This window comes from Flagellimonas baculiformis, from assembly GCF_033441575.1.
GTDB lineage: Bacteria > Bacteroidota > Bacteroidia > Flavobacteriales > Flavobacteriaceae > Flagellimonas > Flagellimonas baculiformis.
This window is the reverse complement of sequence record NZ_JAUZVW010000006.1, coordinates 126,966-148,799: the sequence shown is the minus strand read 5'-3', so window position 1 is coordinate 148,799 and position 21,834 is coordinate 126,966. Positions and strand designations below refer to the sequence as shown.

The 21,834-nt window shown below is 45.1% G+C and carries 21 protein-coding genes; 9 read left to right on the top strand and 12 right to left on the bottom strand.

The genetic code is table 11. From position 1 onward, the window contains the following. Window positions 1–2: 2 nt before the first annotated feature. Entirely contained in the window at window positions 3–1,376 is a 1,374-nt protein-coding gene (gene rimK, locus SD450_RS10645; RefSeq protein WP_404828241.1) for a 30S ribosomal protein S6--L-glutamate ligase, read from the top strand. A 510-nt stretch (window positions 1,377–1,886) separates the two neighbouring features. Next, the gene (trxB, locus tag SD450_RS10640; protein ID WP_318344451.1) at window positions 1,887–2,855 is read left to right on the top strand and encodes a thioredoxin-disulfide reductase; all 969 of its coding nucleotides are present in this window, start codon (window positions 1,887–1,889) and stop codon (window positions 2,853–2,855) included. Window positions 2,856–2,919: 64 nt separating this feature from the next. Here trxB and SD450_RS10635 read toward each other — a convergent pair whose 3' ends face one another. After that, a complete protein-coding gene (locus SD450_RS10635) occupies window positions 2,920–3,363 on the bottom strand; it encodes a hypothetical protein (protein WP_318344450.1) in 444 nt (147 codons plus the stop codon). Between the two features lie 297 nt (window positions 3,364–3,660). Here SD450_RS10635 and SD450_RS10630 point away from each other — a divergent pair, with 297 nt between their 5' ends. Both SD450_RS10630 and SD450_RS10625 read left to right on the top strand, forming a co-directional pair. Further along, window positions 3,661–6,732 (top strand): SusC/RagA family TonB-linked outer membrane protein, encoded by a 3,072-nt coding sequence (locus SD450_RS10630; RefSeq protein ID WP_318344449.1) that lies wholly within the window; start codon window positions 3,661–3,663, stop codon window positions 6,730–6,732. A 9-nt stretch (window positions 6,733–6,741) separates the two neighbouring features. Further along, on the top strand, window positions 6,742–8,145 hold the full coding sequence (locus SD450_RS10625) for a SusD/RagB family nutrient-binding outer membrane lipoprotein (RefSeq protein WP_318344448.1): 1,404 nt from the start codon (window positions 6,742–6,744) through the stop codon (window positions 8,143–8,145). 74 nt (window positions 8,146–8,219) lie between these two features. Here the strand turns inward: SD450_RS10625 and SD450_RS10620 are convergent, their stop codons facing one another. The 9 genes from SD450_RS10620 to SD450_RS10580 all read right to left on the bottom strand — a co-directional run bounded on the left by SD450_RS10620 (window position 8,220) and on the right by SD450_RS10580 (window position 16,392). Next, window positions 8,220–9,425, bottom strand: a complete 1,206-nt coding sequence (locus SD450_RS10620; RefSeq protein ID WP_318344447.1) for an SH3 domain-containing C40 family peptidase — start codon at window positions 9,423–9,425, stop codon at window positions 8,220–8,222. Next, window positions 9,422–10,480 carry a pyridoxal phosphate-dependent aminotransferase family protein gene (locus SD450_RS10615; protein ID WP_318344446.1) on the bottom strand — a complete coding sequence of 353 codons (1,059 nt, stop codon included), beginning with the start codon at window positions 10,478–10,480 and terminating at the stop codon, window positions 9,422–9,424. The genes SD450_RS10620 and SD450_RS10615 overlap by 4 nt, the downstream gene beginning before the upstream one ends. Then, on the bottom strand, window positions 10,480–11,490 hold the full coding sequence (locus tag SD450_RS10610) for a dipeptide epimerase (protein ID WP_318344445.1): 1,011 nt from the start codon (window positions 11,488–11,490) through the stop codon (window positions 10,480–10,482). Before SD450_RS10610 ends, SD450_RS10615 begins: the two co-directional genes overlap by 1 nt. A gap of 109 nt (window positions 11,491–11,599) precedes the next feature. Further along, window positions 11,600–12,322 (bottom strand): head GIN domain-containing protein, encoded by a 723-nt coding sequence (locus SD450_RS10605; RefSeq protein WP_318344444.1) that lies wholly within the window; start codon window positions 12,320–12,322, stop codon window positions 11,600–11,602. Window positions 12,323–12,502: 180 nt separating this feature from the next. Next, the gene (locus SD450_RS10600; protein WP_318344443.1) at window positions 12,503–13,084 is read right to left on the bottom strand and encodes a GIN domain-containing protein; all 582 of its coding nucleotides are present in this window, start codon (window positions 13,082–13,084) and stop codon (window positions 12,503–12,505) included. Between the two features lie 39 nt (window positions 13,085–13,123). Beyond that, a complete protein-coding gene (locus SD450_RS10595) occupies window positions 13,124–14,845 on the bottom strand; it encodes a PspC domain-containing protein (protein ID WP_318344442.1) in 1,722 nt (573 codons plus the stop codon). A 10-nt stretch (window positions 14,846–14,855) separates the two neighbouring features. Further along, window positions 14,856–15,185 (bottom strand): PadR family transcriptional regulator, encoded by a 330-nt coding sequence (locus SD450_RS10590; protein ID WP_072882137.1) that lies wholly within the window; start codon window positions 15,183–15,185, stop codon window positions 14,856–14,858. Window positions 15,186–15,397: 212 nt separating this feature from the next. Continuing rightward, window positions 15,398–15,910, bottom strand: coding sequence for a nuclear transport factor 2 family protein (locus tag SD450_RS10585; protein ID WP_318344441.1), 513 nt, complete (start codon window positions 15,908–15,910; stop codon window positions 15,398–15,400). After that, window positions 15,910–16,392, bottom strand: a complete 483-nt coding sequence (locus tag SD450_RS10580; protein WP_318344440.1) for a DUF4870 domain-containing protein — start codon at window positions 16,390–16,392, stop codon at window positions 15,910–15,912. Before SD450_RS10580 ends, SD450_RS10585 begins: the two co-directional genes overlap by 1 nt. Window positions 16,393–16,558: 166 nt before the next feature. On the opposite strand from SD450_RS10580, the gene SD450_RS10575 reads away from it, so the two are divergent. Further along, the gene (locus tag SD450_RS10575) at window positions 16,559–17,014 is read left to right on the top strand and encodes a DUF4442 domain-containing protein (protein WP_318344439.1); all 456 of its coding nucleotides are present in this window, start codon (window positions 16,559–16,561) and stop codon (window positions 17,012–17,014) included. 68 nt (window positions 17,015–17,082) lie between these two features. On the opposite strand, the gene SD450_RS10570 is transcribed toward SD450_RS10575, so the two are convergent. Next, window positions 17,083–17,889 carry a hypothetical protein gene (locus SD450_RS10570; RefSeq protein ID WP_318344438.1) on the bottom strand — a complete coding sequence of 269 codons (807 nt, stop codon included), beginning with the start codon at window positions 17,887–17,889 and terminating at the stop codon, window positions 17,083–17,085. Window positions 17,890–18,022: 133 nt separating this feature from the next. On the opposite strand from SD450_RS10570, the gene SD450_RS10565 reads away from it, so the two are divergent. The 4 genes from SD450_RS10565 (at window position 18,023) to nudK (ending at window position 20,557) form a co-directional block, all read left to right on the top strand. Beyond that, window positions 18,023–18,823, top strand: coding sequence for a TIGR00266 family protein (locus SD450_RS10565; RefSeq protein WP_318344437.1), 801 nt, complete (start codon window positions 18,023–18,025; stop codon window positions 18,821–18,823). 61 nt (window positions 18,824–18,884) lie between these two features. Further along, on the top strand, window positions 18,885–19,247 hold the full coding sequence (locus SD450_RS10560) for a four helix bundle protein (protein WP_318344436.1): 363 nt from the start codon (window positions 18,885–18,887) through the stop codon (window positions 19,245–19,247). A 60-nt stretch (window positions 19,248–19,307) separates the two neighbouring features. After that, entirely contained in the window at window positions 19,308–19,961 is a 654-nt protein-coding gene (locus SD450_RS10555) for a DUF2461 domain-containing protein (RefSeq protein WP_318344435.1), read from the top strand. Between the two features lie 8 nt (window positions 19,962–19,969). Beyond that, window positions 19,970–20,557 (top strand): GDP-mannose pyrophosphatase NudK, encoded by a 588-nt coding sequence (gene nudK, locus SD450_RS10550; protein ID WP_318344434.1) that lies wholly within the window; start codon window positions 19,970–19,972, stop codon window positions 20,555–20,557. On the opposite strand, the gene SD450_RS10545 is transcribed toward nudK, so the two are convergent. Further along, entirely contained in the window at window positions 20,551–21,834 is a 1,284-nt protein-coding gene (locus SD450_RS10545; RefSeq protein WP_318344433.1) for a D-alanyl-D-alanine carboxypeptidase, read from the bottom strand. The two genes, nudK and SD450_RS10545, sit on opposite strands and share 7 nt — an antisense overlap.

The following is a 21,834-nucleotide window of genomic DNA, read 5'->3' as shown; positions in this document are numbered from 1 at the left end:
TTATTTTGGACAATTTGGAAATATTGGGCAGCGAGGAATGGTGCCGTTTTGAAGAACTTGGGATACCCGCCATCAAGGCCAGAGTGGATTCCGGTGCAAAGACATCATCGATCCAAGCCAGCAAGATCAAAATCTTTACCAAAGGACTGGAAGACTGGGTAAGGTTCGAGGTAAACCCATTGCAGGACAACAGGAGCATCTCCATATTGTGCCAATCCAAATTGGTGGATATGCGGAGTGTGAAAAGCTCGCAGGGCATATCCGAGGAACGTCCAGTGATAAAGACCCCCGTGAAACTTGGGGGAAAGATTTTTGATATTGAACTCACCCTCGCCAATAGGGATACCATGGAATACCGCATGCTATTGGGGCGGGAAGCCATCAACGAAAGATATTTGGTGGACCCTTCCAAAAGTTTTTGCATGGGCAGTATTTCACCAGAAGAGATATCCACCAAATACAGACCCTATAAATCGGACAAATCCGGATTGACCTTAGGCCTTTTGGCCAGTAACCCGGAGCTGTACAGCAACAAACGAATCATCGAGGCTGGCGAGATGCGCGGGCACAAGGTGGTCTTTTTGAACGTGGAGAACGTTTACATGAAACTCGATGCCAGTTCGCCGGAAATCAGGTATAGGGGAGGGAATATCCTGGACAAGTTCGATGCGGTCATTCCAAGGATCAAACCATCGGTCACTTTTTATGGTTGTGCACTATTGAGACAATTTGATACCTTGGGCGTGTATTGTCTGAACACGGCCGATGCCATCAGCAAATCCAGGGACAAACTGTTCGCCTCACAACTTTTTTCCAAAAACGATATCCATATTCCCATAACAGGGTTTGCCAAATCCCCGATGGACACCAAGGACCTCATCCGAATGGTGAACGGGGCACCTCTGATCATCAAACTATTGGAAAGCACCCAGGGCAAGGGCGTGGTGATGGCCGAGACCAACAAGGCCGCCGAGAGTGTCATCAATGCCTTCAAGAGCGTCCAGACCAATATTTTGGTGCAAGAGTTCATCAAAGAAGCCAACGGACAGGATATCCGCTGCTTTGTCGTGAACGGCAAAGTAGTGGCCTCCATGCAGCGCCAGGCCCAAAAGGGAGAGTTCAGGGCCAACATCCACCAAGGTGGGGCCGCCTCATTGATCAAGATCACATCGGAGGAACGAAAACTGGCCATCAAATCGGCCAAAGTCCTCAACTTGGACGTGGCAGGGGTGGACATCATCCGTTCCAATAGGGGGCCTTTGCTTTTGGAAGTAAACTCTTCCCCTGGATTGGAAGGTATCGAAAATACCACGGGAATGGACATCGCCAATGTGATGATCGAGACCATTGAGCGGAAACTCAAATACAATTCCTGATTCCCTAGATTTTATTATAATTAATTGATAATCAATTGTTTTTATATTTAGTCCGTACTTTCTTACGAGTGCGGATTTTTTTTTGAATATAAATTGAAAACGGCTATCCGTTAAGTCAAAAGGCCCATCCGTTAATTGGTGCCCCCGAATAAGAAAAACCAGTAGTATGTTTGTCTCGGAATCAAAAGAAAACCACCAAAATAGGATGGGGTGATAGTAGGGTACTTAAGTGTTCTTTTACCCAAAATCTTATTCAACAGGAGGTTTACGTTGCGCCAGGGGGTTTTTGAGGTTGAGCCCCCTCGGCCGTAACGGTTTCAAAGTCAAAATATATGTTCCCGTAAATTTGACCTACTTTTTTTTAGGAAAGGAGCCATGAAAATGGCTCCTTTTTCTTTTGTTCAGTTTCAATTGTTCACATCTTTTAAAAAAACACGGAAATCCCAAGATGTAAGTTTTTGTTCAAAAAAGCTACTTTTGTAAGATAATGAACAGAGGAAGTTTTTTGTTATGTCAGAACAGATAGAAAGAATAAAGACATTGATCATTGGCTCAGGCCCTGCAGGCTACACTGCGGCCATTTATGCGGCCAGGGCAGATCTGAAGCCCGTAATGTACACGGGTATGGAACCCGGCGGACAGTTGACCACCACTACCGAAGTGGACAATTTTCCCGGATACCCCGAAGGGGTCGACGGCCCTACCATGATGATGCAGCTACAGCAACAGGCCCAGCGTTTTGGAACTGAAGTCAGGATCGGTATGGTGACCGCCGTTGATTTTAGCGACGAGGTCGGGGGTATCCATAAAGTCACTGTGGATGATTCCATCGAGCTTGAAGCGGAGACCGTGATCATTTCGACCGGGGCCTCGGCAAAATACCTGAACATTCCCAGTGAGCAACGCTTAAGGGGTGGTGGAGTTTCTGCCTGTGCCGTTTGCGATGGGTTTTTCTACAAAGGACAGGAAGTGGCCATAGTAGGGGCGGGGGATACCGCAGCCGAAGAGGCCTCCTACCTGGCCAATATCTGTAAAAAGGTGACCATGTTGGTGCGCAAGGACCACATGAGGGCCTCCAAGGCCATGCAGCACAGGGTGAACAGCATGGACAATATCGAGATCAAATACAATACCGAGGTGGACGAGGTATTGGGAACGCAGGTGGTGGAAGGTGTCAGGACCGTGAACAACCAGACCGGTGAAAAGGAGGTGATTCCTGTGACCGGACTGTTCATCGCCATTGGCCATAAGCCCAATACGGATATTTTCAAGGGACAGTTGGACATGGACGAAACAGGCTATATCATCACACAGCCGAAATCGACCAAGACCAATAGGCCCGGGGTGTTTGCCAGCGGCGATGCCCAGGACAAAATATACCGACAAGCGGTCACTGCCGCAGGTACAGGCTGTATGGCGGCCCTGGATGCGGAACGCTATCTGGCAGCCGTGGAAAGCAAGGAAGTATTTGTCTCCTGATAGAAAAGTCAAAAACAAGTATAAGGCACTGGATCATCCAGTGCCTTTTTCATTAAAACTTATTTCAGTCGATTCTCTTGTAGTTTTCAGAGAACGTCCTGTTGCCATCTTGGTCCAGGGTAATCTGGCTGAACGAATCTGCCGTGAGCAGCAGCTCAAAGGTGAAGTTGCGCATGGTGTCCAGGGCCTTCATCATTTCATCGTCCCCGTATTCTATGACTTCCACCAAAGAAGTGTCCGTTGTTCTGTAGGAACCATAGCCAAACCTACCATTGGGGTCGTCCGGCACGTATCTGGTCCACATGATTTTTTCCCTTGAATACATTTTGACCTGCCTGTATCCATCAGATTTTTCAATAGTATCTATGACTTTTTTACCGTCATAGCTATAAAAACTCTGTAATTCCCAAGTACCCTCGATGGAGATACGATGTTGTTCAATTCCCTTAAAGCTCCCGGCCATCAAGAAAACGACAAAGCATACACTGATAAAAATGGATTTTTTCATAGAGATTGATGCATTGGAGGTTAAAGAATATCTAAAAGGTAGTGATATTTTTTGTTAAAATTGATTTTTAAGTCTTAAAATATTAACATTTCTTTAAAATAAAGCCCATGTATTGAATAGGTCATATTAGTTGAAAAAAGTTTGGCGGAGAATGACTTTTTCAAAAGATTTGCAATTGATTTGAAAATAATTGCATAAAACGGCACTATTTTTACAGAATGAACATTTATTGAATTAAATGTTTGATTTGTAAAATATTTTGAAGAATTTTCGGAAGTATTAACACAAACTAAAGAAATGAGAAACGTTTATTTGACATTTGTTGCAGTGTTTTCTTGCATTGCCGCTTTTGGACAGACCATTACAGGTACCGTATCTGATACGTCGGGTACGCCACTGCCTGGTGTGACCATTGTGGTGAGCGGTACGAACAACGGAACAACTACTGATTTTGATGGAAAGTATTCCATTAATGCCTCTAGTGGGCAGGTGCTCCGATTTTCCTATTTGGGAATGACAACCAAAGACGTTACGGTAGGTTCGCAGGCCACATTGGATGTGGTGTTGGAAGAAGATGCCGAACAGTTGGGTGAGGTGATTGTGACCGCTTTTGGTATATCACAAGAAAAAAAGGCCCTTGGATATGCGGCCCAGAGCATAGATGCTGAGGAAATCACCCGGACAAAACAGTCCAACCTGGTGAATTCCCTACAGGGTCAGGTAGCGGGTGTACAGATCACAAATTCGGGAGGAGCTCCAGGACAAAGCTCGAGAATCATCATTAGGGGTATAAACTCATTGGATCCCAGTGCGGACAACCAGCCGCTTTTTGTGGTGGACGGTGTTCCGATTGATAACTCAACGGTTGAATCCGCAAACACACCAAGGGGGCTATCCAACCGGGCGGCAGACATTAACCCAGCAGACGTGGAGTCCATGTCTGTACTGAAAGGAGCGGCCGCAACAGCACTTTATGGGGTTCGCGCAGCGAATGGTGCTGTAATCATTACCACCAAGAAAGGAAAAAAAGGCAAGGTCAGCATTAACCTCAATACTTCTGTTGGATTTGAGGAACTCAACCGTTTGCCCAAGCTCCAAAAGGAATATGGACAGGGTTTCAGCGGAGAGTACGATCCTTCAAGCTTTTGGCCAAGTTGGGGAGCTCCAATAGATGAGGTGGCACAAACGGAACCAGGACATAGATATCAGGATAATTGGAACAGGGCATTCGATACAGGAGTCCAGACAGATCACAGTTTGAGCATTTCCGGAGGCGGGGAGAAAGCAACCTTTTATGCATCTTTGGGACGTTTTGACCAAAAAGGAATAATTCCCTTTAGTGATTGGGACAGGACCACCGCAAAAATTTCTGGTACCGTCACCATGAACGAAAAGTTCAATTTCGGCGGGTCTATCAACTATTCCAATTCAGGAGGTAACAGGGTGCCACATGACAGATTCATGGAACGGATGATGTACTGGGCAGAAACCCAGGATGTAAGGGATTATATCAACGAAGATGGGACCATGAAGACTTATGGCAATACAAACCCTATCTACGATGCCCGTTTCAGTACCTATAAAGATGATGTGAACCGAATTATCGGGAATTTGAACTTCAATTATAGTCCTTTGGAATGGTTGACCCTTTCCTATCGCATAGGAACCGATTTTTATAGTGATTCCAGAACGGAGATCACTCCAGGCCCCAAAGGTATAGATGGGGAATTGCCATTGGATTCGGAAGGCTTTATGGAGGAAACACGTATAAACAGTAGGGATATAACCTCCAATTTTTATATCACACTGAACAATAAATTTGGGGATGACCTAACAACCACCCTAAGGTTGGGGAACGATATATTTGAAAGGAAATATGATAGGTTGACTTCAAGGGGCGAGCTTTTCATCATCCCCGAATTTTATAACCTGAACAACACCAGTAGAATATTCTCGGACCAAGGGAAAAGCATAAGAAGATTGGTCGGGTTTTATGGAGATTTAATGTTGAACTATAAAGACTATCTGTTTTTGAACCTGACAGGGAGAAACGATATTTCTTCCACTTTGCCCAAGGACAACAATTCATTCTTCTACCCTTCGGTAAACTTGGGATATGTGTTCTCCGAGCATATGGAGATGCCCACATGGTTTACCTTTGGGAAGCTAAGGGCTTCTTGGGCACAAGTAGGAAAAGACACAAATCCCCATGTACTTGGCTCAACGTTTGTTTCACCGGCCCATTTTCCGTTGGGGGGACAAGTTGGATTTAGTAGAAATAGTGAGTTTGGCGATCCAATGTTGAAGCCTGAATTGACGACATCCATGGAATTTGGAACTCAATTATCGTTCTTTGATAGTCGATTGGACTTGGATTTTACCTACTATAAATCCAATGCAGAAGATCAAATCATCCCAGTCCCTATTTCCGATGCCACCGGGTTCTCTTCCTATATAACCAATGCAGGTGAGATACAGAATAGTGGAATCGAAGTGGTACTTGGGGCAGACATTGTCCGTAATGAAGATTTTACGTGGAAGGCCACGGCCAACTTGTCCATGAACAACAATGAGGTCAAATCCATTAGGGAAGGCATAGATGAAATTATTGTGGGAAGCCAATTTGGTTATGTTGGTAGTACTGTTACCATGAAGTTGATAGAAGGAGAAGCCTATGGAAATTTGTATGGATCAAGCTATCAAAGGTTCGGGGCGGACGAAGAGTCCATTTTCCTTCAACGCAATTTGCCGACGGTCATAGGAGAAGATGGCTTCCCGGTACGTAATGCCGACCAGCTCATACTCGGCAACGCTGTTCCAAAATGGATAGGAGGCTTGAGAAACGAATTTACCTATAAGAATTTTGAATTGAGCTTTTTAGTGGATTTTAGGGCCGATGTGGATCAATATAACCAGTTCGACAACTTCTTGTCTGCCTTTGGTAAAAATGAATATACCTTGGCACGGAATGATTTCCGTGTTTTTGATGGAGTATTGGCCGATGGCACCCCGAACACGCAGGAAGTATGGCTTGGACAAGGCGTGGGTCCAGATGGCAGGGACTATGGTGCAGGTTATTGGAGAAACGCTTATAGGGGCGTCAGTGAGAATTTTGTACAGGATGCCAGCTTTATTAAATTGAGGAACATATCGTTGGCCTATAATCTGGACAGCAAAGCACTGGCAAAAATGCCTTTCTCTTCATTGCGCATTTCATTGGCTGCGAACAATATCATTTTATATTCTCCATGGGATGGTTTTGATCCAGAGTCATTTTCTGCTGGCGCAGGCGGAAATGCCATAGGTTTCACTGGTCTTGGTTTTCCAGGGACCCAGAGCTATTTTCTAACGTTTAATTTTGGAATATAAAAAACTAGAATGATGAAGATCACCAATAAGATAATAAGAAATGTAGGGCTGTCCTTGGCTTTGGTCGTGGTTTCCTGCGACTCCTATTTGGATGTCAATGAAAACCCCAACAATCCAGAAGATGCACCTATATCTGGTTTAATGATCAATACTTCCTATGAAACGGCAAAAAATGTTTTCAGGGTGGGAGGGATCACTTCAAACTATGTGCAATATTTGGCATCCCCAAACCAAGCCAGTGCATCGGACACTATGGAGCCCGTAAGCCACAATAATACATGGTTCAATATTTATAATGTCATGACCGATTTGACAGTGTTGATTGAAAAAGCCGAAGAGCAAGGTGCCAATCATTACAAGGGAGCAGCACAAGTATTAATGGCGTTGAACCTAGGGATGGGTGTGGATATTTTTGGGGACATGCCATTTTCAGAAAGTTTCACTTTTGAAACCGTTACCCCTTCCTACGATGATGATGAGGAACTCTATGGCGTGATCATGGGTTTTCTGGACGAGGCCATAGTCAATCTGCAGGGAGAAACAACTGTTTCCATGGGAGATGATGATTTTATTTATCAAGGAGACACGGACAAATGGATAGCTTTCGCCAATATGTTGAAAGCCCGTTACATGATCCGTACCCAAGAAAATGCATCCGAAATATTACAGGCAATCGACAATGGGTTTCAATCCAATGATGATGACGCCAAGGTGAGTTTCTTTGAACAAGATATCAACCCTTGGGCCGATATCGCCAGGGATAATGCCGACCTTTTGTTGGGAGGATGGATTTCAGAACAATTTGTTCAGGCATTGGATGGTACATCTTATCCAGCAGTTGACCCAAGATTGGGTTTGATGATTGGGACGACGGATGACGATACCTTTGTGGGCACAGTGAATGGTGCTGGAAGAGGAAATGCCCCAGAGCAAGGTGCTAGATCAACTTTGATCGAAGGCCAATACTATACATCCATAACTTCTCCCATATTGATAGCAACCTATAGTGAACAAAAATTCATAGAGGCGGAGGCGGCCTTCCAAACGGATAAGGCCCGATCCTATCAGGCATATTTGGATGGAATAACAGCACACATGCAAATGCTGGAAGTACCCCAAGCTGAAATTGATGCCTACCTTGCAGACCCCAGTGTGAGTATGGGAGAGGGTGCGTTTACCATCAACGATATTTTTAAGGAAAAGTGGATTGCGTTGTTTTTGCACCCAGAATCATGGAACGATGCCAGAAGGTTCGATTATCAGTATGAAGATATGGATTTACCCGTTAATCTGAATCCAGATTTGAACGGTCAGTTCATCAGAAGGTTGCCATATCCCGATAATGAAGTGAGCAGAAATGGACAAAACGTTCCCGATGTCACTCTTCTTGACCGAATTTTCTGGGATGAATAAATTAAAACCTTCACTTTTTTGAAATAATAAAGGCCATCCGATCGGATGGCCTTTTTATTGGTGCCCCTTAAATCTTAAAAAACATCTTGCTCCGTCAAGTAGAGGAGGCCTTCATCCTTTTGGTTCAAAATACGTTTGGTTCTCAAATAGCGCTCATAATTGTATGCGTCAAAATTGTCCGAACTTTTGTCCATACTGCTTATGTGGACATTCCCGGCGGAATGGATAAATTCATTGTTCCCGATCCACATGCCCACATGGACCACCCTTTCCGAAGTGGAATCCGTGGCTTTTCTTCCAAAAAAGAGCAGATCGCCCGGAATGAGTTTATCAAACTCCCTTGAATCATCTATCAATGTCCCTTCGTGTATCTGCTGTGAGGCATCACGTGGAATGATCATGCCGTTCATGAAATACACGGTCTTGGTAAAACCACTGCAATCCACACCTTTTGTGGAGGTGCCTCCCCACAGATAGGGCACGCCGAGCATCGTTTTGGAGGTTTCCACCAAGGCTTCCTTGGTAAAGGACAGGCTAGATTTCCAGTCCTGGTATGGAGACGCTTCGGATTTGGCCACAAAACCATTTTTTCCATCAGGATATTCCACTTGATAAAAAGCACCATCTTCTCCAATCAACTTTAGAATGTTGCCCGCGACAAGATCGGATACCACTTGCGCAGCTGCATTTGCTTCCGCAAAAGCGTGTCCATAGGTTTTAGTGTAGATCAATTTTTCTGCACCTTGCCAATCTTCAAAACGGGTCTTGTCCATCAACTCAATTCCTTTGCTGTCCACCCATCCCAAATAGTGGTCCGGGGTCTGGATGCGATACCAGCTACCTTGCTTTTGATAAACGTTTACGGGCATTCCCAAAGTTCCTTGGGTCACCATTTCTGCGGAATGCGCAGGACGGGACCTTAAATTGGCCACTGAAAGAGCTATCGCACCATATATGTTTCCCTCCAAACTGGCTGAAGGAAGTAACTCAATACTGTCCTGAAACGCAATTTGTTCCTGTTCCAATTGTTTCCGTAAGGCATCCAAAGCTTCTGGAAGGCTTGTGCCTCCTTTCAGGGTATAACCTTCAGGGCTTTCTATCACTTCGATATCGAAAAGGGTCACCCGAGTATCGGGAGCGTATGTGTTTTTAATGGAAGAAATGGCTTCTTCAACTTTGTTGGGCTCTTCTGTATCGGTCTTTGTTTCGCATGCCATAAAAACAAGGGACAGCAATGCGTAAAAGCAGCATCTTTTTTGAAGGGAGAATGGAAATTTCATTGTAGAACTTGGTTTAATGATGTATTCAAACGGTTGGCCAATTGTTGGATATCCTCTTTTTCATGATAGGCACTCAAAACGATGCGTCCCACAATGGGCCCGTTCGCATCCGGATAGTTGAAATAGGTGGTGATGAAACCGTTTTTTTCCAAAGCCTTTGCCAAATTAGCATCTTCAAACTCATAAGTAGGATGCCCTTCCATGTGTTTGAAAAGGGAAGGATGGTTCAATAGCTCCTTAAAAAACGCATCATTTTCCATGAGTTTAGCCCTCCTTTCGGCATAGATGTCCGTGGCATCCAACAGCGTACCCATGAAAGCGGGAAGGGCAGGGCTCGCCCCTCCAAAAAAGGGAGTATTTCGTAACATTTCCATATCTTCTTTGTTTCCCAATATGGCCCCGGCCTGAATGCCCAGCCCCTTGCCCAAGGAACAACAGACCATCAACTTGGCTGGGTTCAACGTTTTGAGCATGCCATAACATCCTGCTCCATCTTTTCCCACAATACCGATACCGTGCGAATCATCACCAACGAGCATGATGTTTTCCAAAGGAAGCTTTTTTAGGGCATCAAAATGTGGGAACTGGTTCCCGGAAAAATCAATCGTATCAAAAAGAAGTACTGGCATTGGGCCACCTCTGTTGATTTCTTTCAGGAGCCTATCCGTAAGATCTTCAAAGCTCTCCGTCTTGATCACTCCGTTCAAATGGAGTGCGGTGTGTGCATTGGGTGCCGCAAACAAGCTATGCCCTTTTTGCAATAAGGTCTGGATGACCAATTGGGCGGCCAAATACCCCGAAGAAAGGGTAAGGCAACTTTCCGCCCCGACCCATTTTGCCAAATGGTCCTCCGCAAGTCCATAGATGTCCAAAGAAACATTGGATTTTCTGGACGCCCCATAATGCATGCCATACCGTTCCACATTTTTGGAAAATCGCTCCAAAAAAGGAGGATAGGATTGCAGTCCCAGATAGGCAGTACCTCCAAAATAAAGGTAGGTTTTGCCTTCCACTTGGACCAATCGGTCGGGTATGCGGACAATGGAATGTGCCATTAGAGCAGTTCTATCCCACTTCCGGGAAGTTGGGGAAAAATGACCTTTCCATCATCCAAAATTTGGACTCCGCGGGCAATGTCATGTTTGAGCAGTAGCGAACCGTCCATATCCACGTAGTCCAATTGGGGGGTCAGTTGTGCAATGGCAGAAATCCCAACCGTGGATTCCGTCATGCAGCCCACCATGATCTTCAGTCCCAGTTCCTTTCCTTTTTGGATCATGCGCCGGGCAGGGGTGAGCCCACCACATTTGGTCAGTTTGATGTTGATGCCATGGAAGTAAGGGCCACATCTTTCCACATCGCTTTCCACAATGCAACTTTCGTCGGCAATGACGGGCAGTGCGGAATGTGCTTTCACTTTTGCCATGCCTTCCCAGTCATCGGCCTTGAGGGGCTGTTCCAAAAACTCGACCCCAAGTTCTTTCAAAAGTGGGGCATTCCTGATGGTTTCCTCGGCAGTCCATGCGCAATTGGCATCTATGCGGAAAATGCTGTCGGTGTGCTTGCGGAGCTCCCTTACTATGGCCACATCGTCTTGGGTGCCCAGCTTGATCTTGTAAACGGGCCATGGTTTTTCCTTCAGCTTTTCCACCATTTTTTCAACGGTGTCAATGCCAATGGTATAATTGGTGGTGGGGTAGTGGCTGTTATCGGTGCCCCAGATTTCATACAGGGGTTTGCCCAGTAACTTTCCGTAGAGGTCATTGGCGGCAAGGTCAAGCGCGCACAAGGTGAACTTTTCAAGCTTTAGGGACTCCAAATGCCGATAGAAATTTTCGGGATTATCAAAGTCATATCCTTCAATGGCCTGCCTCACCGCTTCGATTTCGGCCGTCATGCTCTCCACGGTAATTTTATAATAAGGATTGGATGTCGCCTCACCATATCCGGTCTTTCCCTTATGGGAAAGGGCCACGATCATGGTGTCCTGGGTATCGTGAGATTCCCTGGAAATGGTAAAGGTATGGGCCAGTTGTAAGGTGTATTTTTTGATCGCTATCTGCATGGATCTTTCTTTTTTTTCATCATGCTAAGATAGGGTTTCGACCCTAGTTATTAAAGACAAAGGCCCACCGAATTCGGATGGGCCTTTTGTTTTTTTGAAGGGTTGGGTCCTAGTACTTGCGCACGCTTCCCGAAACCGATTTTTTGGTTTCCACGCTGGCATCACCCGTGTAGGAGATGTCGGCCCCGCTGCTGGCATCGGCCACCAAGGACTCGGATACGTTCACGGAAATGTCGGCCCCGCTACTGGCATCGGCGTGGCAGGTCTTTACGGTCAGGTCCCTTGCTTTGATGTCGGAACCACTACTGGCATCGGCATAGAGTTTGTCCGCTTTTCCTGCTATACGGATGTCAGCACCACTACTGGCGTTTGCGGAAATCTCATCGGCCACCACTTCCACCTGAAGGTCGGAGCCGCTACTGGCATCAAGCTCTATTTTCCCGGACTCGATGACATTTTGGGTGATAAGGTCGGCCCCACTTGAGCTTTCCAATGCATCCACATTGCGAAGGGTCACATACACATTCTTGGTGGCCCTTCCGATGTTCTCAATGGCATGGATCTTTAGTTTGCCATCCCTGACATCCGTTCCGATCAGTTCGATGATGTTCTCATCGGCCTCAACGGTGATCTTGTACTCCGCGCCCTGTGTCACGAATACATCGATTCCTTCCGAAGCGGATACTACCGTGAAATCCTCATCCACATTGCGGTTTTCCTCTACGACTTCGCCGTTGCCGGTCTTGCCGCTCCCAAAGTTCATGTCCATCATACAGGAGGACGCGAACAGGGACAATAGTACTGCGATTGCTAATCTTGCTAGTGTTGTCATGATTGTTGTTTTTTGTGTCCAGTTGCACCGGACAGCTGTTATTGATTGATTAAGTTGTGATCTGCACTGAAAATCAACAGTGTAAATGTCCTATTTTATGCGTATTGTTTGAATTTTATACTTCCCAATTGTAGAAAACGGTTTCCCAATTGTAATTTTTGCTTTCCTAGGCCCATCATTTCATTTGCGCTTTATGCTGCCGCCATTTGAAATATCTGATTTGACGATAGGGTTTCCATCGTAAAAAATGGTTCCTCCACCTTTGATTGTGCCATCAAGAAGGGTTTTGACCTGGGCGGTGATTTCCCCACCTCCTTGGACATTGGCGATCAGGGAATCCACTTGGGTTGATGACATTTCAAGGTTCCCACCACCTTGTATGGAACATTTGAGTGCCTTTATCGGCGAAAAACCTTCCTCAATCAGTAGTGTTCCACCACCACTTAACTGAATTTCGTCAAAGTTTGGGGTGCCGATATGGATCTCGACACGACATTCATCCGAATGGTTATCCTTGCTTGAAATGTGCAGGATCTTTGATGAAACCGAAACATCAATCTTTTCCACACAATGTTTATCTCCTTTCAATTGTAAAGTGGTTGTCGGTGAAGGGTGCACATAAATATCACCTCCTGTCGTAACGATCAGACTTTCAAAAGGTGGGATGGATTTCCCATCTTCTTTTCCCTGAAAGGAATTGTCCTGTGCAGGGGAGGAAAGGGTGATGAAACTGAACAGTAGTATGGAAATAAACTTTGTCATTTTTATTTTTTTGAATTGGTTTCTGATAGTGAAAATGATTTAGTTCCCGGCCTTTACCTTGATGCCATCTTCATTGATCTTCATTTCAAAGGAATCCTGGTTGTCCTTGATATCGATATCTATTCCGTCTTCATTGATGATGATCTTGCCATTTCCGTCCCTGTCTTCTTCGTCTTTATCGGAACAGTCCAGGCACTTTAGCTCCCCATCTTTGCCCATGAGCCAAACGTGGCCCACAATGCTACTTCTGTAATAATCCTTATCATTGGCTATGCCTCGGCCTATATGGTATTTTGTGGATTCCTCGAACCGTACCATCCTGCCCTCGGGGATATGGATGGTGGTGGTCACTTCCTGGTTCCTGGCCTTATTGGAAACATCGGTGATCAGGTATTCGTCCAAAAGGATCTCATTGCCCAAAAGTTCGTAGCCATACATAATGTTTTTGGCCCTGTCCCTGGCGGACCGTGAGGAACTGCCGTTGGAGTCCTTTCGTATGGACAGGGAAACGACAGAATCCTCCGCTTTTTTCACGTTGATGTGCACTTCATCGGAAATGAGCACCCGGTTATCATCTTTATCGTAGGCAAAGGACATACGTCCAAAATGGATATCGTCCCTCGTGTATTCGTAGCCGGGGTTTTTCATTCGGATGACAAGCGTATCGGTCACGTTTTCCATGACCAGTTGGTCCTGTTCGTGCACGCTTCCCGTGTTCGAAAATTCCGCAGCCTGACGGATACCAAGGGCGATCAAGGCCCCAACGGAGATCAACCACAGCCCCAAAAGGGAGAATTTGGCAATGTTCCCGATGGATTTCAAGTTGTTCACCAAAATCTTCAGTCCCAAATAAAGGACAAAGAAGAAAGGAATGCCGACCGCAAAGAAAAGCAGTATGGAAACTACCCACACTGGCGCTCCTGTGGTGTTCACGATCTCATAGAAATCCACTCCAGGAAAATGGACCGCATCGAACATACCCACGGTGAACAGTCCGAAGAACAGCCCGATGAGGGTGGATGCCCCGATGATAATGAGCAATATGCCTATGAACTTGCCAAATACCTTGAAAAGGAACAGGATAATGTCCCCAATGGTATCAAAAAAGGTCTTGGAGCTGCTTTTGACCTTGTTGCCCACTTTTTCGTAGTCAACGTTTTTTACCTTGTCGGCAACATCATCAAACCCCTCTTTAACTTTGCGTTCTATATTGCTGATGTTGACGGGCTCCCCCCGCATATCCAATTTTTGAGAGGTAGTAGCTGCTTCCGGGACCAAGATCCACAGTAGGATGTAGGCGATCAGCCCAAAGCCGGAGGTGAAAACGGCCAAAAGGAGGAAAATGATCCGGATCCATAGTGCATCCAGCCCCAAATAGTGCTCCAGACCGGCACACACCCCACCAATATACTTATGGTCGATGTCCCGATATAGTTTCTTGGCCCTGGGTCTGGGCTCTGTGTAGGTTCTTTTGGGGTCGTCCTCAAAAATGTCCTCGTCCACCATATAGTCTTCGGGCTGTCCCATCACATCGATGACCTGGTCCACTTCCTTGTGGGTGATCACCTGTCGCTCGTTTTCCATTTTTTCCAAAAAGAGCTCGGCGATCCTTGCCTCTATGTCGGCTATGATCTCATCGCTTCCCTTGGTGCCCGCAAACGATCGTTTGATGGACTCCAGGTAGCGTCTCAGCTTGTTGTACGCATCATCGTCTATGTGGAAGAGCGTATTTGCCAAATTTATATTTACTGTCTTGTTCATTTTTTGATTGTTATTTTGTGTTGGTTACCAGATTGACTGCATTTCTTAGTTCATCCCAGGTGCCGTTGAGTTCCTTGAGGAACAGTTGCCCTGTTTCTGTCAGCGCGTAATATTTGCGGGGAGGCCCCGATGTGGATTCTTCCCAACGGTAGTTGAGCAATCCGGCATTTTTCAGCCTTGTGAGCAAAGGGTATATGGTACCTTCCACCACCAGCATCTTTGCGTCCTTCAGGGCATCCAGAATCTCCGAGGCATACTTGTCGTCATCCTTTAGGATGGACAGGATGCAGTATTCCAGGACCCCTTTGCGCATCTGTGCTTTTGTGTTTTCTATGTTCATAACTTCATGGGTCTATTAAATTAACTGTTCGTTTTTGATCTGCCAAACCGGGTCTGGCCTTGTTCCCACTCCGTCCCCTGTGATGAGCAGGGGAGTGGAAACGTTTTTTTATTGATGATTGATTGATGATCGACCCTTCGACTGCGCTCAGGGCAAGTTTTTGTTCGTTTTTTGATTGATGAATGAACTCCTATTTGTTGATTGATGATGTATTATTCTTTTTGTAAGTGATGGTCATAGCTTAGTTCCCGTTTTATTTTCCACTCGCCATCCACCAGCATCCACACATGGGTGAACTTGGCGATGTCGCCTCTTTGGTATTCCTTTTTATCGTTCAAGAATTCAAAACGGTGCACCCCATGCTGTATGGCCCCATAGAGCTCGCCATCTTTCTTTAGGGGGTAAACCTCCAAACTTCCATCGATCAATATCCTTTTTGAATATTGTGGAGCGGAAGGATCTCGCTTTTCACAGTTCTCACGGGTAGGTTTTAGGAACTCCTCACGGCCATCGGTAAAACCTCCGCGGTCATGGTAGAATTCAAAATCCTCGGTGAACAAAGACGCCATGGTTTCGGTGTCACATCGATTGAAAGCCGCATCGAACAATAGGCTGTCTTTCGACTTTAAGGTTTTATAGAGTTCGGTATCCTCCGCAACCTGCGCATTGGCCATAGCTGTCATTCCAATCAAGGCAAGGGCCATTATGTTTTTGGTCCGGTACATTACTTGATGAATTTAATGGTCAACGGATATTTGAAATACTGCCCTTCGTTGGTACGGATAGTGGCCAATATGCTGTACACAATGTTCACTATGGCCAACCCCACCTGTATGACGCCGGCTATTCCAACGGGCCAAAACAAACGGCCAAACCGAAAGTCGTCACTGTCGATATGGATGTTCAGGTTGTTGAGATGGCTCAAGCGGTGAAATCCGAACACATCCCAATCGAACAGACTGGGCAAGGACCCAATAAAAAAAGGAATGGTGATCAAGCCTGCCACAATGGAATAGAGCAGCATGCTGATCTGAAAGTTGAGGGCCTGCTTTCCGTTGTAGTCCACAAAGTCGTACTGCTTCTTGTTGGACATCCACAAGATCAGTGGTACGATAAAGTTCCCAAAGGGAATGAAATACTTGGAGAACGTGGACGCGTGGATGATCGCGGATAAGTTTCGTTCGTGTTTGGTCAATGTTGCTGCCATTTTTGATTGATGATTTTGATGTATAAAAGGGTAAACCTATTAGCTTACGATGCAAATATATATCCAAAAGACAGTACTATGCAAAACAAAGTACTAATAATTAACTTTTTTTTAACAATTTAAAATAGGAGGTTTTTGCCTATTTTTAGGCTCATTAATCTTGGATATGGCACTGACACCCAGTAAAATCAACACCTTTACATTTCTGAAACTCCCGTCGGCCTGGTGGTGCGGGGTACGGCTAAATTACATTGATGACCAAAAGGCCATCACCACGGTAAGGTACAAATGGATCAATCAAAATCCGTTCAAATCCATGTTTTGGGCCGTGCAGGGCATGGCTGCCGAGCTCAGTACCGGGGCCCTGGTGATGAACGAGATCCAAAAGAGCGGGAAAAAAATCTCGATGTTGGTGGCCAACAACAAGGCGACCTTCACCAAAAAAGCTACGGGACGTATTTCATTTACCTGTGAAGATGGGCCATTGATTGCCGATGCCATCCGAAAAACCGTGGAAACGGGAGAGGGGCAAACCTGTTGGATGAAATCCGTTGGGGTAAATGCAGATGGGGTAGAGGTCTCCACTTTTCATTTTGAGTGGACAATTCTGTTAAAAAAATAATTGATAATAGCTGTCTTTGTCACCCTGAGCGGAGTCGAAGGGTTGAGTGGACGGTGAGGGTGAGAAAATTATAAATCTTCGTTGCTGTAAAATTCAATTTCTTTTTTATATGGAAAGGTTTGTTCAAATATTATTTCATCTGAATTATGAAGGTCGCTCTCTAAAAGGGTATAATTGTTTTCAATTTTTTCATAAACTCTGTAATTGTGCTTTTCAGTTCTTGGGTTTATTATTGAGTACTGTATTATTGTACTGTGTCTGCTTGTGGTAATAATTAGAAGGTTGATGTCATCAGAACTAATATTTTTAGTGAAGTTTATTGGTCTGAATTTTTTTGAATTGATTTGTTTATCGCCGTATACTTTTGTTCTTTCTTCCCAACATTTGAATAAAAGCTTTTCAACTCCATCTACAATCTTTTTAGGACAGTTTTTAATTTTTTCCAAATCTATTATCCTAATTTCTGCATCATAAATTGGGTAATTTGACATGCTTTCGGCTATAAGCCTTATTTTATCAGTCTGTATTTGATGGACCACGATTCTAAGATATCCCGAGCCCATAACTCTCTTAATAGTTTCACTTTGTAGATGATCTAATTTTTTTTGAGCTTCAATTAAGTCATTAGCTAGTTTATTGTTTCGTTGTTGCTCTAAAATTATCAGGCTATCCTTTTTTATGGATTCTTTTTGCGCTTTTACAACTTCATCCGTCTTAGAAAGAACTTTTTTTTGAGTTTGAGAAAGTTCTAATTGGAGGCTATCATTTTTAAATTCAGATTTTTTTCCATCAATGTACTGCCAAGCAGATAGCATACCTGCTGCAAGTGCCACAAGAACAATAATTGCTGCAATAAAATAGTGTTTGGCTTCCAATTCTTGCTTATTTTTTCGAAAATAACCAAATTAGAATCTATTTTGTATTTGATAAATAGTTAGTTGTCAACTTTTTTGTAACAAAACCCCAAACCAACCAACATATAAACAGTAATCAAAAAACAATCAAAAAATGAACGCACACGAAATAGACTATCACATTTACGGAGAGGAAATGCAATATGTGGAGATCGAACTGGATCCACAAGAAGCCGTGGTGGCCGAGGCAGGCAGTTTTATGATGATGGATTCGGATATTAAAATGGACACCATCTTCGGGGACGGTTCCAATCAGGACACTGGGGTTTTGGGCAAACTGTTCTCCGCAGGCAAGCGTTTGCTCACCGGTGAAAGTCTGTTCATGACTGCCTTCCTCAATATTGGCCAAGGCAAAAAGCAAGTAAGCTTTGCTTCGCCCTATCCGGGCAAGATCATCCCCATAGACCTTTCGGAAAAAGGAGGGAAATTTATCTGTCAAAAGGATGCATTTTTGTGTGCTGCCAAAGGCGTCTCCGTGGGAATAGAGTTCTCCAGACGCTTGGGCCGGGGTTTCTTTGGCGGTGAAGGTTTTATCATGCAAAAACTCGAAGGAGATGGGATGGCCTTTGTGCACGCAGGCGGAACCATGGCCAAAAAAGTTTTGGGTCCGGGCGAAGTGCTCAAGGTAGATACGGGCTGTATTGTCGGCTTTTCCCAGACCGTGGACTACGACATCGAATTTGTGGGCGGCATCAAAAATACCGTGTTCGGCGGGGAAGGTCTCTTCTTTGCCACCCTTCGCGGTCCGGGCACCGTTTATATCCAATCCCTGCCATTCAGCCGATTGGCCAGCCGCGTTTGGGCCGCTGCTCCAAAAGGGGGCGGAAAAGACAAGGGCGAGGGCAGTATCTTGGGCGGATTGGGCGACCTGCTGGACGGGGACAACCGATTTTAATTTGTTGGAAGCCAGTTGCTCGGTGCTCGCTGTATAGTGTCAATTGTTCATAAAATCCAATATGACTGGAAAAGCAAAATTCAAATTTGAAAAACTACATATTTGGCAGGATGCCATGCATTTAGGTGAACAGATAAACACAATAGCTGATAGTTTTCCTCAAAAGGAAGTATATAACCTATCATCTCAAATATGTCGGGCTGCTGATTCAGTAGCTCTTAATATTTCAGAAGGTTCCATTGTTCAGTCAAAGCCTGAGTTTAAAAAGTTTTTAGGTTATTCTGCACGTTCACTAGCGGAAGTAGTGACTTGCCTTTACAAGGCGAATAATAGGAAGTATATGTCCGAAATTGAATTTGAAAAATTATATGATGTATGTTTCAAGTTAATGAACATGATCATAGCTTTTCGTAATAAGTTATAGTTTTGTTTCATTTTATTGAAGATTTTAACACCAAACATCGAGCATCGAACACCATAGCGGATGAATTTCAACGACCTCTTCCAATTTCTGGAAAAACTGCAAAAAAACAACAATAAGGAATGGATGGATGCGAACCGCAAATGGTACCGCTCCCTTCGACATGATTTCATTGCATGGTTGGACGATTTGGATCTCACCATGGCGCAATTGCATGACGATTACTATCCTACGCCTGGCAAAAAGGGCATCAACCGTATCAACAACAATTTGATGTTCCATCCGAACAAGCCGGTGTACAAGGACCATTTTGGTGCCGGCCTGGACAAAGCTCCCCATTCGGCCGATTTCTACATTGAAATTGGGTTGAAGCAGTGTCTGTTGGCCGGGGGTTTTTGGCGTCCCGACCCCAACACGTTGCGGAGCATTCGGGAGGGTATCGATTATGATGGGGAGGTGTTGCAGGAAATATTGGACAAACCTTCGTTCAAAAAGACGTTTGGGGGTCTGTATGAAGATGAGAAGTTGACCAATGCCCCTAAAGGATTTTCCAATGACCATCCGCATATCGATTTGCTGAAGAACAAGACCTTTGCCGTGGCACATGAATTTTCACGGGAAGAAGTGTTCCGACCCGATTTCAAGGAAAAAATCGTGGAGGTTTATAAGGAAATGCTTCCATTCCGCCGATATTTGAACAAAACCGTAACCGTTTAAATCCACCCATGAAATACGGAAACATCAGGAACATCAAAAAAGAGCTGTTGTCCGACAATTGGTACACCCTCAACAAAGTCACTTTTGAATACCAACGGGAAGACGGAACTTGGGAAACCCAAGTCCGGGAAGCCTATGATCGCGGCAATGGGGCCGTCATTTTGTTGTACAATGGCAAAAAAGGCACCGTTGTCCTTACACGACAGTTTCGCATGCCCACTTATTTGAACGGCAATGCGGATGGCATGATGATAGAGGCATGCGCTGGCCTTTTGGAAAAGGGAAATGCCGAGCAGACCATAAAAAAGGAAGTGGAGGAGGAGACAGGTTATAAGATCGATAAGGTAAAAAAGGTGTTCGAATCCTACATGTCCCCTGGTTCTGTAACCGAGATCCTCTATTTCTTCATTGGCGAGTACAAAGCCTCCATGAAGGTCAGTGAAGGAGGTGGGGCGGAAGATGAGACCGAAAACATTGAGGTGCTGGAAATCGGCTTTGATCGGGCACTTGAAATGGTGAAAACAGGTGAGATCAAGGATGCCAAGACCATCATGCTGCTCCAATATGCGCAGATCAATGCTGTTTTTGGTCAATAGTTGAGGTAGAGTTCCTTCAGTATCGAGTACATGGTTTTCCGTATCTCGGAGGAAGGCACCTTGAAATGATTGTTCATAAAACTGAAGATGAGCAACCTGCCCTTTTTGGTCTTGATGTAACCGCTCAGATTGTAATTGTTCCCAAACGACCCTGATTTGGCAAAGAGGAAAGGCTCCGTGCCAGGGTCTTCCCATTTTTCCACAGTGCCTGTCGGCCCCCACATCGGGAATATGCCAAAAAGCCGTTCTTCGGGCACTTCTGCATAAAGTTTTTGGAGAATCTGAACAAAAGAACGTGGCGTGAACAGGTTGTAGCGCGAAAGTCCGGAACCGTCCACCCACCGGGGTTGTTGTTCCAAATCGGCCAGATCATGTTCCAGCATATGAGTTATGGCCCTTTGGGTCCCCAAAGTGTCGGAAAGCATGGAAGAGGAAGCCATCAACAATTGTTCGGCCAAAAAGTTGTCACTCTTGAACAACATCTGCTTAAAAATGGAATCCGTTTCCATACCATATAAGGTCTCTTTGGGCCTATCGGGAAAATGGTCCACCAATGTGATCTTTCTTTGGAGCACTTGCTCCAGAAGCTGCTTGGTGAGGCTATCACTGGTGATAAAAGGCACTTCCAAGGTATCTTGTTTCATCGCTCCTATATAAAAGTGGTTGGCAAGCTCGTCCCTCCTGAACGGATTTTCCCTGACTTCTGTGGAATCAAGGAAAAAGGAAGGGGACACTTCCAGATTTTCGGTATGGGAAATGGTCGCCACATTACCATATAGGGGAATAGTGGTCTTTTCGGGGGAAAAATAGGTGTCATAATCTTCCCAGGCCCAACCTGGACCGAAACGGAGTTCTTCTGAATTTTTGGTGTACAGGGCAATGGCCCCTTGGTTTTTCAGCCAGTGGATGGCCGTACTGTCCTTAAGGTGGGGGTGCAGCCAGGATGGATCGCCCGTGCCCTCAATGAAGAGGGTGTCATTGGCGATGGTATATTTTAAAGTGGGAATACGCTTCGGCAGCAGCTTCACACCCGAGTAGAAGGTAACGATCTTGGTATTGCTGGCCGGGGTGAAGTATTTATCCCCATTGATGTTGTACAAGGTTTTTTTCGATTGTGCATCCACAACGACCAGGCCATGGAAGGAGTGGGACAGGTTCTCTTTTTCCAAGTGACTGCCCACAAACTTTCGTGTGGGGGAACAGCTGGCGAGTAGGACACATAGGATGGAAAGAAGATGGATCGGTTTTATAGGATGGCCCCCCTTTGAAATATTCAT

Excerpts from the sequence above, each read along its gene's own strand:
- trxB (WP_318344451.1), top strand. The coding sequence starts at position 1,887 with ATGTCAGAACAGATAGAAAGAATAAAGACATTGATCATTGGCTCAGGC.
- SD450_RS10635 (WP_318344450.1), bottom strand. The coding sequence starts at position 3,363 with ATGAAAAAATCCATTTTTATCAGTGTATGCTTTGTCGTTTTCTTGATG.
- SD450_RS10630 (WP_318344449.1), top strand. The coding sequence starts at position 3,661 with ATGAGAAACGTTTATTTGACATTTGTTGCAGTGTTTTCTTGCATTGCC.
- SD450_RS10625 (WP_318344448.1), top strand. The coding sequence starts at position 6,742 with ATGATGAAGATCACCAATAAGATAATAAGAAATGTAGGGCTGTCCTTG.
- SD450_RS10620 (WP_318344447.1), bottom strand. The coding sequence starts at position 9,425 with ATGAAATTTCCATTCTCCCTTCAAAAAAGATGCTGCTTTTACGCATTG.
- SD450_RS10615 (WP_318344446.1), bottom strand. The coding sequence starts at position 10,480 with ATGGCACATTCCATTGTCCGCATACCCGACCGATTGGTCCAAGTGGAA.
- SD450_RS10610 (WP_318344445.1), bottom strand. The coding sequence starts at position 11,490 with ATGCAGATAGCGATCAAAAAATACACCTTACAACTGGCCCATACCTTT.
- SD450_RS10605 (WP_318344444.1), bottom strand. The coding sequence starts at position 12,322 with ATGACAACACTAGCAAGATTAGCAATCGCAGTACTATTGTCCCTGTTC.
- SD450_RS10600 (WP_318344443.1), bottom strand. The coding sequence starts at position 13,084 with ATGACAAAGTTTATTTCCATACTACTGTTCAGTTTCATCACCCTTTCC.
- SD450_RS10595 (WP_318344442.1), bottom strand. The coding sequence starts at position 14,845 with ATGAACAAGACAGTAAATATAAATTTGGCAAATACGCTCTTCCACATA.
- SD450_RS10590 (WP_072882137.1), bottom strand. The coding sequence starts at position 15,185 with ATGAACATAGAAAACACAAAAGCACAGATGCGCAAAGGGGTCCTGGAA.
- SD450_RS10585 (WP_318344441.1), bottom strand. The coding sequence starts at position 15,910 with ATGTACCGGACCAAAAACATAATGGCCCTTGCCTTGATTGGAATGACA.
- SD450_RS10580 (WP_318344440.1), bottom strand. The coding sequence starts at position 16,392 with ATGGCAGCAACATTGACCAAACACGAACGAAACTTATCCGCGATCATC.
- SD450_RS10575 (WP_318344439.1), top strand. The coding sequence starts at position 16,559 with ATGGCACTGACACCCAGTAAAATCAACACCTTTACATTTCTGAAACTC.
- SD450_RS10565 (WP_318344437.1), top strand. The coding sequence starts at position 18,023 with ATGAACGCACACGAAATAGACTATCACATTTACGGAGAGGAAATGCAA.
- SD450_RS10560 (WP_318344436.1), top strand. The coding sequence starts at position 18,885 with ATGACTGGAAAAGCAAAATTCAAATTTGAAAAACTACATATTTGGCAG.
- SD450_RS10555 (WP_318344435.1), top strand. The coding sequence starts at position 19,308 with ATGAATTTCAACGACCTCTTCCAATTTCTGGAAAAACTGCAAAAAAAC.
- nudK (WP_318344434.1), top strand. The coding sequence starts at position 19,970 with ATGAAATACGGAAACATCAGGAACATCAAAAAAGAGCTGTTGTCCGAC.
- SD450_RS10545 (WP_318344433.1), bottom strand. The coding sequence starts at position 21,834 with ATGAATATTTCAAAGGGGGGCCATCCTATAAAACCGATCCATCTTCTT.